A 16,537-nucleotide genomic window follows, 5' to 3' on the forward strand; every position below is an offset into this window, starting at 1 on the left:
CAAAGTCACTGGCTCTGGCTGCGTGACTTTGTTAGTCTGCTTTCTAGTTATTGTTAACCTGCTATTCAAAGATAATCCTAATTATGTCCGATCCTCGTTTTGTGCATCTTCGTGTCCACAGTGACTTCTCTATGACCGATGGCGTGGCCAAGGTCAAGCCTATTTTGGCGCAGGTGGAAGCGCAGGGAATGGCTGCGGTCGCCTTGACTGACCAAAATAACTTTTGTGGTTTGGTGAAGTTTTACAGTGGTTGCCATGGTGCGGGGATCAAGCCGATTATTGGTGCCGATTTTTGGATGCAAGTGCCCGGATTTGAAGGCGAATTGTGCGCCTTAACCATTATTGCGATGAACAATGTCGGTTATCAAAATCTGACCCAAATCATCAGTCAGGCTTATTTGCGTGGCCAAGTGGCCGGCCGTGTAGTGATAGACCAAGAGTGGTTACTCACTTATAACGAAGGCATTTTGCTGTTATCTGGCGCCAAAGAAGGCGATCTGGGTAAGGCACTGCTCAAGGGCAATGGCACACAAGTCGAATCTTTATGCGACTTTTATCAGACCCATTTCACTGACCGTTATTTCCTCGAACTTATCCGCACAGGTCGCCCCGATGAAGAGCGTTATCTGCATATGGCTGTGGCCTTAGCGCAGGAGAAGGGCATCCCTGTGGTGGCTACTAATCAGGTGGTGTTTCTTAAACCCGAAGATTTTGATGCCCACGAAATTCGGGTGGCAATTCACGATGGCTTTACCCTTGCGGATCCTCGCCGACCTAAAAAATACAGTGAACAGCAGTATTTACGTAGCGAAGAGGAAATGTGTGAACTATTCGCCGACATTCCTGCGGCGTTGTCGAACAGTGTCGAAATCGCTAAACGCTGTAATGTCACGATTCGTTTATACGAATATTTCCTGCCTAATTTCCCGACGGGCGATATGTCCATTGAAGACTTTCTGGTCGACTGTTCGAAGAAGGGTCTTGAAGAGCGGCTCGAGTTTTTGTTCCCTGATCCTGAGGTGCGCGCCGAGAAACGCGGCGAATACGATGAGCGCCTCGACATTGAACTTAAAGTGATCAACCAGATGGGGTTCCCCGGTTACTTCTTGATCGTGATGGAGTTCATCCAATGGGGTAAAGATAACGGTATTCCAGTAGGGCCTGGTCGTGGCTCGGGCGCGGGTTCACTCGTGGCCTATGCGCTTAAGATTACCGACTTAGACCCATTGGAATTTGACTTACTGTTCGAGCGATTCCTCAACCCTGAGCGGGTTTCTATGCCCGACTTTGACGTCGACTTTTGCATGGATAGACGTGATGAAGTGATCGACCATGTGGCCGAATTGTACGGCCGCGAAGCGGTATCGCAAATCATCACCTTCGGAACTATGGCGGCAAAAGCGGTTATTCGTGACGTTGGCCGTGTGCTGGGTCATCCCTATGGCTTCGTTGACCGAATTTCTAAACTCATTCCACCAGAACCTGGGATGACGCTGGCGAAAGCGTTTGAGGTCGAGCCAGCCCTGCAAGAATCCTATGATGCCGATGAAGACGTAAAAGATCTGATCGACATGTGTCGCAAGCTCGAAGGTGTGACGCGTAACGCGGGTAAACACGCGGGTGGTGTGGTGATTGCACCAACTAAAATTACCGATTTTGCGCCGCTCTATTGCGACGCTGAAGGTAAAAACCCAGTAACACAATTCGATAAAAACGACGTCGAAACCGCAGGTTTAGTTAAATTCGACTTTTTGGGTTTACGTACTTTGACAATCATCGACTGGGCACTGGAGATGGTGAACAAGGTCGAGGTCAAAAACGGTCGCCCACCTGTGCGTATCGAAGCGATTCCGTTAACGGATGCTGCATCTTTCCGCTTGTTGCAAAAATATGAAACCACAGCGGTATTCCAGTTGGAATCCCGCGGTATGAAGGATTTGATTAAACGTCTGCAGCCCGACTGTTTCGAAGACATGATCGCACTGGTGGCATTGTTCCGCCCTGGGCCTTTGCAATCGGGCATGGTAGATAACTTCATCGAGCGTAAGCATGGGCGCGAGGAAGTATCGTATCCCGATTCTCAGTACCAGCATGAATCCTTAAAAGAACTGTTATCACCGACCTACGGCATTATTCTGTATCAAGAGCAAGTGATGCAGATTGCACAGGTGTTATCGGGTTACACCCTTGGCGGCGCCGACATGTTGCGCCGTGCTATGGGTAAGAAAAAGCCCGAAGAGATGGCCAAGCAGCGCAGTATCTTTAAAGAGGGCGCAATCAATAACGGTGTCGACGGCGACTTGTCGATGAAGATCTTCGACTTAGTGGAAAAGTTCGCCGGCTACGGTTTTAACAAATCTCACTCAGCCGCCTATGCGCTTGTGTCTTATCAGACCTTATGGCTAAAAACCCATTATCCTTCGCAGTTTATGGCGGCGGTAATGTCGGCCGATATGGACAACACAGATAAAATTGTGACTTTGGTCGATGAATGTGAGCGTATGGGGCTACCGCTCATTCCTCCGGATGTGAACAAAGGCTTGTTCAAATTTACCGTCGATGATGATTTGCGCATTGTTTATGGCATTGGCGCCATTAAAGGCGTGGGTGAAGGTCCAGTTGAATCGATTTTAGAGGCGCGTAAAGATGGCCCCTTCGTGGATTTATTCGATTTCTGTGCCCGTATCGATTTGAAAAAGCTCAATAAGCGCGTGATTGAAAAGCTGATCTGCGCGGGCGCACTCGATACTCTAGGGCCGCATCGTGCGTCTATGATGGCAACCTTGCCCGAAGCGATTCGCGCTGCTGATCAACATGCCAAAGCCGAGGCGATTGGCCAACACGATATGTTTGGTTTGCTCAACAGTGAACCAGAAGACAGTAAGCAGCAGTTTGTCGAATGTACCCCATGGCCAGATAAAATTTGGCTCGAAGGCGAGCGCGAAACCTTAGGCTTGTATTTGACCGGTCATCCGATCAATCAATATTTAAAAGAGCTGAAGCATTACACGTCCGGTCGTTTGAAAGATGTGCATCCTACCGAACGCGGTAAAACCGCTAAGGCTGCTGGGTTAGTGGTGGCAACGCGAGTGATGCTGACCAAGCGCGGCTCGAAAATGGGCCTGTTGACGCTCGACGATAAGAGTGCACGTCTCGAAATCATGTTGTTTACCGAAGCCTTTGAAAAATTTAATCATCTGCTGGAGAAAGACCGCATCCTCATTTGTGAAGGTGAGGTGAGTTACGATGATTTTGCCGGCGGTAACCGCATGACGGCGCGTAACATCATAGATATCAGTGAGGCGCGCAGCCACTTTGCCAAGGCGCTGGAAATTGATATGGATGGCAGCGAGTTAACGCCATCGGCGTTAGACACTTTCGAGCAAGCCCTAAACCCGTGGCGTAACGGCGCCGTGCCTGTGGTGATCAATTACACTCAAGCTCAAGCCAAAGGTCAGTTTAGGTTAGCCGATGCTTGGCGAGTGAATCCGACCGATGACTTGATGCTCTCGCTCGAATCGCTGCTCGGGCCAAACAAGGTGAGAATTTTATTCTAATGTTGGCGAATGTCTTAGGTGTAAACAGATGAAGTTAACTTATGTCGGCTAAGCGTGACGAAGCGTTGACTGCTGGCGATCTCAGCGCGCATATCTGTGATTTTTTGGCAGCGCAATCCTTAGCGCCTGACAGCAAGTTAGTACTGGCTTACAGTGGTGGGGTTGATTCCGAAGTCTTGGCCTTTGGTTTAAGCCAGTTTGCACGGCAACATCCGGAGTTTAATTATCAGCTAGTGTATGTACACCATGGCCTAAGCGATAACGCTGAGGCTTGGGCACTGCATTGCCTTGAGCGGGGCCTGTATTACGATCTGCCCGTGACGGTTGAGCGAGTCGCGGTTAATCGTGGGCCAAGATTGAGCCTTGAAGCCGAAGCACGAAAAGTCCGTTATCAAGCGATTGAGCGGCATTTAAGTGCCAATGATGTGTTGCTGACGGCTCACCATGAAGACGATCAGCTTGAGACTATCTTACTGGCGCTGAAACGTGGTCAGGGACCGAAAGGGCTGGCGGCCATGGGACAAGTTCAAGCATTAGCACAAGGCAGACAACTGCGGCCGTTATTGGATATCAGCCGTGAGCAAATTGAAGCCTACGCAAAACAGCAAGGCTTAGTGCATATCGAAGATGAAAGTAATCAAGACGATAAGTACGATCGAAATTTTTTACGCTTAGAAATCATTCCCCGCTTAAAAGCACGCTGGCCGAGTATTGCGACAACCGCGAGTCGCAGCGCGGCATTGTGCGCCGAGCAACAGGCAACGTTGGATGTGCAGGTGAGTGAACGTTTACCTTTATGGTTAACCCAAGCCCCTTACCATACTCAAAGTGTATTCAAGCTCGATGGTTTTGCCGAACAGTCAGCCGACTGGCAAGCGTTACTCTTGCGGGGTTTTATTGAATCCCAAGGGTTCGCCTTGCCCTCAAAGGTGCAGCTTAAGCAAATCATCACTCAGCTTCTTAACGCGAAAGACGATGCTAAAGTGCATATTCGAGTGGGTGAGTGTGAAATCCGTCGCTTTGCTAATCAAGTCTATTTATTCAAGTATCAAACTCACAAACGTCACACTCAGCCTGTGAGTTGGACATTGCCACAGCATGACTTTATTTCTTTATTACAGGGAGATAGTACCGAATTAGTCGTGTCGCTAGAGGGCTTAGCGAATGGTGAGCAGATTAGGCTGATAGTGATAAAACAAGGTCCCAGAGTCCGTTTACCTTGGCCTGATGAAGTCGTTAGTGTGCGTTATCAACTTGCGGGACAATTTCGCTGCCACCCGCATTCTCGGGGTAAGGGGCGAGAATTAAAGAAACTGTGGCAAGAGTTTGCCATTCCGCCTTGGGTACGCGAAAAGGTGGGGTTTGTGTTTTATGGCGAGCAACTGGTGATGGCAATTGGACTGTGGGTTGAAAAGGGCTTTATTGTTGAGTCGAATGGACTTGGTTTACAGGTGTTTGTTGAGGAAGCAAAGGAATTCTAGTCGAGAGTCAATCTTGGAATATTGGTGTGTTCTAGGAAAGCGAGAGGAGAGTGGAACGCAGCGCGTCAGTTTGATTTAGACCTTTATGGGGTACGCGCTGCGAGTGAGTTATCGCATTTCATTTGGCATCCCTGCGCGTGTTAAACTAATTGATTTTGGCTGAGTTTATAGCAGTTACGTCCGGCGGCTTTGGCTTGATAAAGCGCCTTATCGGCAAGTTCATAAAGTTGTTCGGCTTCAATGGTATCGTGTGATTCTGCCGCCCCTAAACTACAGCTCACCCCAAATTGATTGAAACTACTGTGCTGATTGATTACCGAGACAATCCGTTCACATAACAAGCCAGCCGCATGAATATTGCCTTGGACAATAATGACGAATTCATCACCACCAATCCGGAAGGCTTGATCTGTATTGCGTATGGTTGCACGAATGATGTCACCAAATTCCTTCAGAATATAGTCACCACATTTATGGCCGAATTTATCATTAAGTTGTTTAAAGTTATCAAGATCGAGCACTATGAGAGCGACGGCTCCTTGTTTTCGATGGGCTCTTGCGGTCGCATTGCTGAGACTCTGACTGTAATAATGGCGATTGCCTAAGCCAGTGAGCGAGTCAAACATAGCTTGCATCGACATTTCTTGATATTGCAACGCATTTAATAAAGGTTGCAATAACAGCGGTTCAATATCCTGTAAGTTTGAGGTTTGTGATGGCGTAAATGGCGTCACCAGTTGGTACTGAATCGTTAATGGCATTCCTGCACACATGAGCTGTCGTTTGACGCTGATACCATAACGTTTGCCCCAGCTGAATTTGTGCTCGCCATAGGTTAAGCGCACGCCTTGGATCGGCAAGTGTTGTCCCAGCACTTTGCCATAGCAGGCAAAGACTGTCCTAGGATCTAAACTGGCGTGCAGTTGTTGGATCACTTGTATCAAGTCCAATGGATTATCATTGGGACTATAATGTTCTGTTTGATAGCGATATTCGTCGGGATATAGCTCGGTCGCTAGGCCAAAGTCCATAATCATCACTCCAGCAAATGTTAGTGCGATACATCTCTAACCTAGTCTAAGCAAATACCGTGCCGCAATATTTGTTAATAAAATTTGTCTTTGTTAGTCATTCAGTTAAGCTTAAAACTGAGAGTTAAATTTTTTGACTCGTCAGCATTTTGACAGGAGTCATAGCGCCCAATGGAACATAGCTTTTTAATCCAAGTATTACTTATGCTCGTGATTGCCATTGTGGCCATTGCTGTGCTGCGCCGTTTGGGCCTACCCGCAATTCTGGCTTATTTACTCACAGGGGTAGTGAGTGGCCCGAGTGGTTTTCACTGGTTTACCCAGCATCAAATGCAATCTGTCGCCGAACTTGGCGTAGTGCTGCTGATGTTTACCTTAGGCTTAGAGTTCTCTGTGCCGCGGCTGTGGGCCATGCGCCGGACTGTATTTGGCTTAGGCAGTGCACAGATGGTGATAACGACCCTGTTGACCATGGGCGTGGCCCTATTGTGCGGCCTGAATTGGGTTGAAGCCTTGGTTATCGGTGCTGCCATCGCGTTGTCATCTACTGCTATTGTCCTTAAATTGCTCAATGAACAAGGATGGCTGAGGCGCCGCCACGGCGAACTCTCCGTCAGCGTGCTTTTGTTCCAAGATTTAGCGGTTGTGCCGTTGTTGATCCTATTGCCATTACTGGCCAATGGCGGCGAACCTTTGATGGTCGCGGACATCGCCTTCGCCTTGCTAAAAGGTATTTTGGCCTTTTTCCTCTTAATGGCGTTTGGTAAGTGGGCGTTGCCGCGGATATTTGATGAGGTTGCGCGTTCTCGCTCCAATGAGCTGTTTGTATTATCGACCTTAGTCGTTGCGCTTGTCACAGGGGCTTTTACTCAGTGGCTAGGATTATCTATGGCGCTGGGGGCATTTATGGCGGGTATGTTGCTGGGAGAAAGCCAGTACCGCCGACAACTTGAGGCGGATATACGGCCGTTTCGCGATCTATTGATGGGGCTGTTTTTCATCTCCATTGGCATGATGCTGGACTTTACCTTAGTGATGCGTTTCTGGTGGCAGATACTGCTGATCTTAGTGGCGGTTGTGCTAGGTAAGGCGCTGATCATTCATGGCATTTTAAGATTAGTAGGCGAGCCTTTTCGAATTGCGATGAGTACGGCTATGAGCTTAGCTCAAGTGGGGGAGTTCAGTTTTGTTGTATTGGCTTTAGCGGTCAACTATCAACTTTTAAATAATGAGATCAGTACCATATTAGTCATGGTCGCCGTGCTTTCCATGGCAATAGCTCCTTGGTTAGTTCGTCATAGTGTGGATATTGCTAAATGGGCGCTGGGGATCCGTCAGGCAAAGCATGTGGATGAAGCTGTGCCATTGATGATGGATGATCATGAGCTGGTGATGATTTTTGGTTACGGCCGAGTAGGACAAACCATTGCCCGTTTTTTAAAAACTGAAGCTGTACCTTATCTGGTATTGGATCTCGATCCAACGCGCGTCACTGAAGCGCGTCGTGCTGGCGAACCTATTTATTTCGGTGATGTGTGTAAACGGGCAATTTTAAAACAAATGGGCGTTAAACAGGCTAAGATGATCGTTATCACTTTTTGTGAGTCACGTAGTTTAGAAGAAGTCTTACCTTTATGTAAATTATTGGCACCAGAGGCTAAAATTTTAGTTAGAACTAAAGACGACAGCGATCTAGACTTGCTTAAAAAGGCGGGAGCTAATCAAGTGATCCCTGAGTCTTTAGAGGGGAGCTTGATGTTAGTATCGCAGGTATTACACCAATGTGGTGTGCCATTGGCACGGATCCTAAAACGGCTAGAATCTGAGCGGCGCAATCATTATCAATTTTTACACGGCTTCTTTTCCGGCACAGAAACTGATTTTACTTTAGAGTCATTGCATGCGGTGGCATTACCGCGTGGGGCTGATGCGATTGGTAAAACCGTTGCCGATATCCTGTGGGAAACATTGAAAGTAGAGTTAAGGGCGATTCGTCGCAATGGCGCCGAAGTGGAACATCCTGAGCAGGACTGGGTTTTTCGTGCAGGGGATATCTTACTGATAGTGGGTAAACCACGGCGACTTGAGAAAGCTGAGGCTAAGCTCCTACATGGCTAAAGGCCTGAGGTTCACTCTTTTGATATGGATGAAAATGCAGATATAAAAATGCCGACATAGTGTCGGCATTTTTGTCTGGAACTTGTTAACTTAAATTAGACAAAGTCTAATTACAGAATAACTACGTTCGCAGCTTGAGGACCTTTTTGGCCTTGTTCGATGTCAAAAGAAACCTTTTGACCTTCAGCAAGAGTTTTAAAGCCTTCTGAAACGATTGCGCGGAAATGAACGAATGCGTCAGCGCCACCATTGTCAGGAGAAATAAAACCAAAACCTTTATCTTCGTTAAACCATTTAACTACACCAGTAGTTTTAGACATGAATGTCTCCAAAATTTTCAAACAAATAATTCGCAATTATGCGGTATGTTAGCCAGAAATAGAATTATTTACATTGATGATAAGTTATGAGTGGAAAGCTTCATGACAGCAAAAAAAATATTACAGGCGTAGCGAAGGTTTTCAAATACATAATATTGCTTATAAATAGGTCTGAATCACAGGCCGGAGTGCAGATTAACATACTCTAGGGGTTTGTATAGTTTTATTTTTAAATACCTCTCATATTGAAACTGCTTTTTTGCGACTTATTGAGTGCGGAATTAGATATAACTATTAATATTCAACTATTTAGATTTTGTTTTTGATTGTTATCTAGTGTGAAAGTTTTTTTATGTTTGCCATGACTGACTTGCGATTAACCTTTCAATCCGTTCCATTAGGTTTAAATGCGGCTTGTATGCTTAGGTAAGGATTCTGTCATGATTCGTTACGTTATTGAATTGTTGCTTATTTGTGGTTAATGGTATTCTCGTCATCCAATAAAAACGTGCTTGAGCTATGGATTCAGGGCGATAACTTTAGATTGAATATAATTAAGAATGGAGAATGACGTTGAAAACAGTACTAAAACGGATTGGACTTGGCAGCTTAGTCTTAGTGCTGTTATTAGTGGCGCTGGCCGTCCATGAATGGTTTGCGAAAAAGCCGTTTTTCTTTCGCGCATTTCTAGACCGCAGTGTGGTCAAGATGGCTTTCGAAAGCCCTGAGACCTTGACTTCATTGGGATTCTTGGAATCGGTAGGGATTACAGGCCATAACGCAGAGTTGGATGACGATAGTCCTGAGGCGATGGATAAGACTTTCGCGCAAGTGCGAGATCTGCGTGAAACCCTATTGAGCTATTCCGATGCGGATTTAGATGAAAATCAACGTATCTCCAAGGATATCGCCCTATATCTTGCCGATTTTGCGCTGATCTCTGAGCCGTATCGTTACCATAACTATCCGCTGAATCAGTTGTTTGGCGTGCAAAACGGTTATCCCAGCTTTATGCAGGCGCAGCACCAAGTGCATTCTGTGGGCGATGCTGAAAACTATCTGTCGCGTTTACAAAAAGTGAAACTTAAGTTTGCGCAAACTCTCGAAGGCTTAAAAATTCGTGAGGCTAAGGGGATTATCCCGCCAAAGTTTGTGATTGAGCGTGTTCTGACCGAGATGAATGAGTTTGTCGCGACGCCGATTCAAGACAATATTCTCTACAGTTCCTTCAAAACTAAATTGGCTGACACGGATATCAGTGCCGATGAGCAAGCACGGTTATTGGCAGCGGTGGAAGCGGACATTAAAGGTTACGTGCATCCAGCGTATCAATTATTTATCGACTACCTTACCCAGCTACAAGCCAAAGCTGGGACGGATGATGGTTATTGGGCGCTGCCAAATGGCAACCTTGCCTATGAGCAATTGCTGAAGTTCTTTACGACCACTAATTACACTGCGGATGAAATCCATGCCAAAGGGCTCGCTGAGGTAGATCGCATTCAAAATGAAATCATGACTATTTTAGCTGCTGAAGGTTACGATGTGAGCCAAGGTTTCTCGGTCGCGATTGAAGCATTAGCCGCCGATCCTAAGTTTTACTACGAGGATAGCGATGCGGGTAGGGCGCAAATCCTCGTCGATTATCAAGCGATTCTTGATGAAGTGAATGCGGGACTCGGTGATGCCTTCCGTATTCGACCCGAAGCAGGCATGGAAGTGGTGCGCATTCCTGAATTTAAAGAGAAAACAGCACCGGGTGCCTATTATCAGCAGCCCGCGATAGACGGTAGTCGTCCAGGGCGTTTCTATGCCAATTTATATGACATCAAGGCCACGCCTAAATACGGTATGCGCACTTTAGCCTACCACGAGGGGATCCCAGGGCATCATTTCCAAATTGCAGTGGCGATGGAGTTAGAAGGTATGCCACTTATTCGTAAGATGGCGCCTTTTACGGCGTACATTGAAGGTTGGGCTTTATATAGCGAACGTTTGGCTTGGGAGCTCGGTTTTCAAAAGGATCCCTTTGATAATATCGGTCGTCTGCAGGCTGAGTTGTTCCGCGCTGTGCGTCTAGTGGTGGATACGGGTATTCATCATAGTGGTTGGACTCGCGAGCAAGCGATTGACTATATGAAGAAAAATACTGGCATGTCCGATCGCGATGTCACGGCTGAGATTGAGCGTTATATCGTTATGCCAGGTCAAGCGACGGCTTATAAAGTCGGCATGATGAACATTCTCGAACTGCGCGAAAAAGCCAAGTTGGCCTTAGGTGATAAGTTCGATCTCAGGGATTTCCACGATGTAGTTCTGAAGAATGGTGCAGTTCCTTTGGATATCTTAGAAACACTGGTCGACCGCTACATTGCTGATAAAAAAAGTGCTGGGGCTAAAGCCACTGACGCTAAAGCCACTGACGCTAAAGCCACTGACGCTAAAGCGAAAATTTAGCGTTTGGTTGTAACAGTTAATGCTCAGTAATTGATAATAAAGTATTACTTATCAATGACTTTTCTCTGTATGAGACCCATTCCCTGTCTGCGGATAAGTTTGTTATTTTATCCTGCGGGCATGGTGGGGCTGTCTATCGTGGCTATCATTCTGGCTTTCGGCCAAGGCTTTCAATACAATCCCACACAACTTATTGATAAATGTCGCGCGGCAATGGCTTACTATTGCTCGGAGTTGATATTTTTAGTTTCAAGGTTTTTACATGAATCGCTTGTCCCCCCAAGATCCTATCCAATTGACTCGAACCACGATTGAGTCATTATTCACGCCGCCAACCTTAATGCGCGCCCGTGATTATGTGATGAAGGGACGGGTGTTGAGCGCCAAAGCGAATGCCGATTTTCGTCATATTGAAGGTCGCGTCATGGGGACGGAATCCCAGCCCTATCGTCAAGATATTCGCCTCGTAAGTGTTAACCATAAGTTGATCATGAATGGCTTCTGTTCATGCCCCGCCACTGGGCATTGCAAGCATATTGCCGCCGTGCTTTACAGTTTACTGAGTGATAGAACCGTTGAAGATCAACGTATTACCCAGTGGTTACATCTGCTAGACGAAAGTGATGATCTCACGGTTTCAAATGTCGATTTACTCTATGACGATCGCGTGCTGTACGTGTTATCCAAAGATGATAACGGCGTTTACCTTGAACTAAGAAAAGGCAAGCTGGCGAAGAAGGGCGGCTATAACAAAGGCTCTAAAATCGCGTTATCCGATGTGCAATATTACATGCCCGCTTGGATTGGCGCCGAAGACGTACTCATCATCAATCTCATTATGTCGACCCGCCGCCACGGGGCCTCGCGTCTGTATCTTAAAGCTCAGTTAGGTGCCATGGCACTGGAAAAAATGCTCGTCACTGGGCGGTGTTTTTGGGAGGAGAGCCGTTTACCGCTCACCCGAGGTGAAGCGAGCAAGCCTGAATTCATTTGGCTAGATAAGGATGCCGAGCATAAACAAATGCAGTTAATGCTGCCCAATAAAGACAATTGGGAGCTGATCCCCTGTGAGCCACCGACTTATATCGATTTAGATTATTTTAAAATTGGTGCATTGGACACAGAGATCAGTGTTGAAAAGCTGTTATTACTCAGTCAGATGCCGCCAGTGCCTAGCTCACAGATTGAACTGGTGAGCCACAAACTGATTAAGCATTTTTCGGCGAAAACGGTACCTACGCCGGCTTTGATTGATTTTGTCGAGCTGCAAGTGCCGCTTCAAGTTAGGTTGACCTTAACATCGCAGGATTTACCTGAGTTTGCTATGGCGCAGCCATTAGTGCTGCTGGAGTTTATCTACCAAGATGTGGTGCTCGGCGGTCAGTATCCCGACGAGCCCTTGTCCTTAGTCACCCATCAAGGCAAAACCTATCAAATCGCGCGTCAACTCGATGCGGAAATGGATGCGATTAATCGTTTGATGGCATTGGAACTGGTGGAGCTTGCGCCTTCTTTTATCCCTAACAGTGGCAGCTATGTCAGTATTTGGGGGTTAGGTTCACTGCCTGAAACGATTGATGCTTGGTTGCACTTTATTCAACAGGAAATCCCGATCCTGGAGGCCTTGGTGGGCTACCAAGTGCATTTTGCCGACAATTTCAGCTTAAATGTCATTGAGACTCCGCTGGCGATTGAGCTGGATGATACGCAAGAGGGGTGGTTTTCTCTGTCACTGAATGCTGATATCGATGGTCAAATAGTGCCTATGCTGCCCTTAATTGCCACTTGGCTTAAGCAGTACGGTGAGCCCGCCGATGATGCAGAACTGCTGTTACCCAGCCCAAATGGTGATTGGTTAAAAGTCAAAGCCAGCGTGATTAAGCCGCTGATCAGCATTATTTTAGAACTATTCGATAGCCACAAAGGCAATAGCGTGTCTTTGCCTAAATACCGTGCCCACCTATTAAATGATTTTGCCGACAGTGATATTCGTCTGCTTAATGGTGAACGAGTGCGCAGTTTAGCGACTAAGCTCGAAAATTTTAACGGTGTGTTAGAGGTCGCAGTCCCAGACAACTTACATGCTGAATTACGTCAGTATCAACAGCAAGGGTTGAATTGGCTCTGTTTCTTAAAGGAATATCAGCTTGGCGGTATTTTGGCCGATGATATGGGGCTGGGTAAAACCATTCAAACCTTGGCTTTTTTACTCAAGCAGCAAGAACTAAAATCCACGGTGGCAAGTTGTTCACCGAGTTTAATTATTTGCCCAACGAGCTTGGTGGGTAATTGGGCGAAAGAAGCCGCGAAATTTGCGCCTTCGTTAAAGCTAGTCGTTATTCATGGTGCTTTACGCAAGCCTTTGCTCGAACGCTTAAATGAGTTTGATATTGTGGTGACGACCTATCCGCTGATCGTGCGCGACAGTGACTATTATCAACGGCAGGTGTTTGAACATATCGTGCTGGATGAAGCGCAGCAGATAAAAAATGCGCAGGCGAAAGTGACTCAAGTGATTAAAGATCTTAAAGCGCCGTTTAGATTGTGCCTGTCGGGTACGCCGCTTGAAAATCATTTGGGCGAACTTAAGTCTTTAATGGATTTTTGTTTGCCCGGACTACTCGGCACGAATGCCTTCTTTAACAAATCCTTTAGGCACAAAATTGAACGTTATGGCGATATGGAACAAGCGCAAATCTTGAGTCAACGGATTGCGCCTTTTGTGCTGCGCCGAACCAAAGATGAAGTGGTCGGTGAATTACCCCCTAAAACCGAAATCTCCCAGAGCTTAGAGTTAGAAAAAGATCAGCGAAATCTCTACGAGAGTATTCGACTGGTGATGGAGAAAAAACTGCGGGATTTATTTGCCACTCAAGGCGTTGGTAGCAGTCATATCGAGTTTCTCGATGCCTTACTTAAGTTGCGCCAAGCCTGCTGCGATCCGCGCTTGGTGAAGTTAGAGCAAGCGCAGAAAGTGAAGAATAATGCTAAGTTAGACTGGCTGAAGCAGAACTTGCCCGAGATGGTGCAAGAGGGACGTAAGATATTGATCTTCAGCCAGTTCACTAGCATGCTCAGCTTGATTGAAGCTGAGCTGGTGGACCTGGGGCTCGATTACAGTAAACTCACAGGACAAACTCGCCTGCGCCAAGCGCAGATAGATAAGTTCCAAGAGGGCGATACGCCTGTGTTCTTAATCAGCTTAAAAGCGGGCGGCACTGGGCTCAATCTCACCGCGGCGGATACTGTGATCCACTATGATCCCTGGTGGAATCCGGCGGCGGAAAAACAGGCTACGGATAGAGCCCATCGTATCGGCCAAGATAAGCCCGTGTTTGTCTATAAGCTGATTGCAGAAGGTACAGTCGAAGAAAAAATCCAAGAAATGCAGCAGCATAAGCAAAGTCTGGCGGACAGTATTCTCGAAGGTAAAGGCAAGGGCACATGGCAAGGAAGCGCCGATGAACTGTTATCGCTCTTTAGCTAAATCGTGGCCAGTTTTTCTAAATTGATTGAATCATTTGACTGAGGTGAACCATGCAGTACCAAGTCGACACTCATACCCATACTGTGGCTTCGAGCCATGCTTATAGCACGATTCATGACTACTTAGCGGTGGCAAAGCAGAAGGGGATTCGCCTATTTGCCACCACAGATCATGGGCCTGCGATGGCCGATGCGCCGCATTTTTGGCACTTTGTGAATTTAAGAGTTTTGCCACGTATGGTTGATGGCGTCGGGATTTTGCGGGGTATCGAAGCCAATATCAAAAATATCGACGGCGAGATTGATTTCTTTGGCGATTATTTAAAGCAGCTCGATATTGTGCTCGCAGGATTTCATGAGCCCGTCTATCCTCCGTCAGATAAAGCAACTCACACAGAGGCCATGATTAATGCGATTAAGAGCGGCAAGGTTGATATCATTACTCATCCGGGAAACCCCGCCTATCCAATTGATATTGAAGCCGTTGCCCGCGCCGCTGCTGAATACGGTGTGGCGCTCGAAATTAACAATTCCTCCTTTGAAGTGTCCCGTAAGGGCAGCGAAGCCAATTGCACTGCGATTGCCAAAGCGGCCAAGGAATTTGGCACGATTTTAGTTATGGGCTCTGATTCCCATGTGGCTTTTAGCTTAGGCGGTTTTGCGCGGGCGCAAGCGATTATCGATGAAGTGGCTTATCCGCCATCACGATTACTCAATCGTAGTCCTTCAGCACTCTTAGCCTTTTTAGCCGCCCGTGGCCATGAAACCGTTGCTGATTTGATCCCCTTATTCAGTGACGATGAGCCATGCTGTTGATTAGTGATGAAAATAGTGGCAACTAAAGTGACGCCACTTCAATGCGGGGCGGCGAGTGCCACAGTCGCTAACACTCCTCAAGTGGTGTTAATCACTGGCGCGAAGAGTCAGCTCGCTCAGGCCTTGCTGAGAGTCGCTGCCGATATTGGTGAGCTAGCCCCAAATACCAGCACAAGTACAAGTACAAGTGCAAACTCAGTCGTACCACTTAAGCTTTATGCGCTAAGTCGTAGTCAGTTAGACATTACCGATGCCGCCAATATTGCCGCAGTGTTTACTCAATATCGACCAAGCTGGGTGATCAATTGTGCGGCCTATAATGCGGTCGACGCAGCTGAGCATGATGCAATCGAAGCCAATCGCGTGAATGCACTCGGCCCTGAGTTATTGGCGCAGCAATGTTGGCTGTCGGGGGCGCGCCTACTGCATGTGTCGAGCGATTATGTGTTTGGTGGTCATGCTGTTCGTGATGTTAGAGAAACTGGCGTTGAGCAGCATCAAAATCAAGACTCAGCTCCAAATCATTTACCAAGGCCTTTTGTTGAACTCGATGCTCCCGAGCCGTTGTCTGCTTACGGTACGAGTAAGTTGCTCGGCGAGCAGAAGGTATTAGCGGTTCTGGGCGAGCGTGCAACGATTGTGCGCACCTCATGGCTCTACGGTCAAGATGGGCATAATTTTGTCCAAACCATGCTGAACTTGATGCGCACTCAACCAAGATTGCAGGTGATAGTCGATCAAATCGGCTGTCCGACGTGGAGTGATGCACTCGCTAAGGTGATTTGGCAATTAGTCATGCAACAGTGCTCGGGCGTATTTCATTACAGCGCCCAAGGCCAATGCAGTTGGTATGAATTTGCCTGTGAAATCCAGCGACAAGCCCTAGCGCTCAATCTGTTAAGTCAACCTGTGGTTATCCAGCCGATTACCAGCGCTCACTATGCTAAACAGGCATTAAATCGCGGCATGAGTTTGGCAAAGAGGCCGAGTTATAGCGTGTTGGATAGTGTCAAAGTGCAGTCCGCTTTGGCTGTCAATACCACACTGCCTATACCTGATAACGTCGTATGGCAAGATTGGCGTCAGCAACTGAATTGCATGTTGCGACGCTATCATGACGATAATTAGCGTGACTCACATTTGGGTTTAGGCATGTTTAATCAGGCGTTAAGCGTTTACATCATCGTAGTGATTAACACTTTCGAAAACAAAAAGCCCGCCAATAATCAGATTTAAGCGACGGCTTTAGACTATCAATATGAAAACATAGG

Annotated in this window: 9 protein-coding genes; 7 read left to right on the forward strand and 2 right to left on the reverse strand. The window is 47.1% G+C overall.

From position 1 onward, the window contains the following. Window positions 1-83: 83 nt before the first annotated feature. A complete protein-coding gene (dnaE, locus tag KFE26_RS07395) occupies window positions 84-3,557 on the forward strand; it encodes a DNA polymerase III subunit alpha (RefSeq protein ID WP_212600034.1) in 3,474 nt (1,157 codons plus the stop codon). 41 nt (window positions 3,558-3,598) lie between these two features. After that, the gene (tilS, locus tag KFE26_RS07400) at window positions 3,599-5,038 is read left to right on the forward strand and encodes a tRNA lysidine(34) synthetase TilS (RefSeq protein WP_212600035.1); all 1,440 of its coding nucleotides are present in this window, start codon (window positions 3,599-3,601) and stop codon (window positions 5,036-5,038) included. Window positions 5,039-5,178: 140 nt separating this feature from the next. Here the strand turns inward: tilS and KFE26_RS07405 are convergent, their stop codons facing one another. Then, on the reverse strand, window positions 5,179-6,069 hold the full coding sequence (locus KFE26_RS07405) for a GGDEF domain-containing protein (protein ID WP_105249714.1): 891 nt from the start codon (window positions 6,067-6,069) through the stop codon (window positions 5,179-5,181). A 171-nt stretch (window positions 6,070-6,240) separates the two neighbouring features. On the opposite strand from KFE26_RS07405, the gene KFE26_RS07410 reads away from it, so the two are divergent. Further along, the gene (locus KFE26_RS07410) at window positions 6,241-8,187 is read left to right on the forward strand and encodes a monovalent cation:proton antiporter family protein (RefSeq protein WP_212600036.1); all 1,947 of its coding nucleotides are present in this window, start codon (window positions 6,241-6,243) and stop codon (window positions 8,185-8,187) included. Between the two features lie 110 nt (window positions 8,188-8,297). Here KFE26_RS07410 and KFE26_RS07415 read toward each other — a convergent pair whose 3' ends face one another. After that, window positions 8,298-8,507 (reverse strand): cold-shock protein, encoded by a 210-nt coding sequence (locus tag KFE26_RS07415; protein WP_006080998.1) that lies wholly within the window; start codon window positions 8,505-8,507, stop codon window positions 8,298-8,300. 567 nt (window positions 8,508-9,074) lie between these two features. Here KFE26_RS07415 and KFE26_RS07420 point away from each other — a divergent pair. The 4 genes from KFE26_RS07420 (at window position 9,075) to rfbD (ending at window position 16,394) form a co-directional block, all read left to right on the forward strand. Beyond that, window positions 9,075-10,964 carry a DUF885 domain-containing protein gene (locus KFE26_RS07420; RefSeq protein ID WP_249195608.1) on the forward strand — a complete coding sequence of 630 codons (1,890 nt, stop codon included), beginning with the start codon at window positions 9,075-9,077 and terminating at the stop codon, window positions 10,962-10,964. Between the two features lie 262 nt (window positions 10,965-11,226). Next, window positions 11,227-14,451, forward strand: a complete 3,225-nt coding sequence (locus tag KFE26_RS07425) for a DEAD/DEAH box helicase (protein WP_212600037.1) — start codon at window positions 11,227-11,229, stop codon at window positions 14,449-14,451. Window positions 14,452-14,501: 50 nt separating this feature from the next. Next, complete coding sequence (locus tag KFE26_RS07430; protein ID WP_028760589.1) at window positions 14,502-15,266, forward strand: phosphatase; 765 nt, start codon at window positions 14,502-14,504, stop codon at window positions 15,264-15,266. Window positions 15,267-15,272: 6 nt separating this feature from the next. Next, window positions 15,273-16,394, forward strand: a complete 1,122-nt coding sequence (rfbD, locus tag KFE26_RS07435) for a dTDP-4-dehydrorhamnose reductase (protein WP_212600038.1) — start codon at window positions 15,273-15,275, stop codon at window positions 16,392-16,394. The last annotated feature ends 143 nt before the right edge of the window (window positions 16,395-16,537 follow it).

It is taken from the genome of Shewanella sp. M16, from assembly GCF_018224605.1.
GTDB classification, from domain to species: Bacteria; Pseudomonadota; Gammaproteobacteria; order Enterobacterales; family Shewanellaceae; genus Shewanella; species Shewanella oncorhynchi.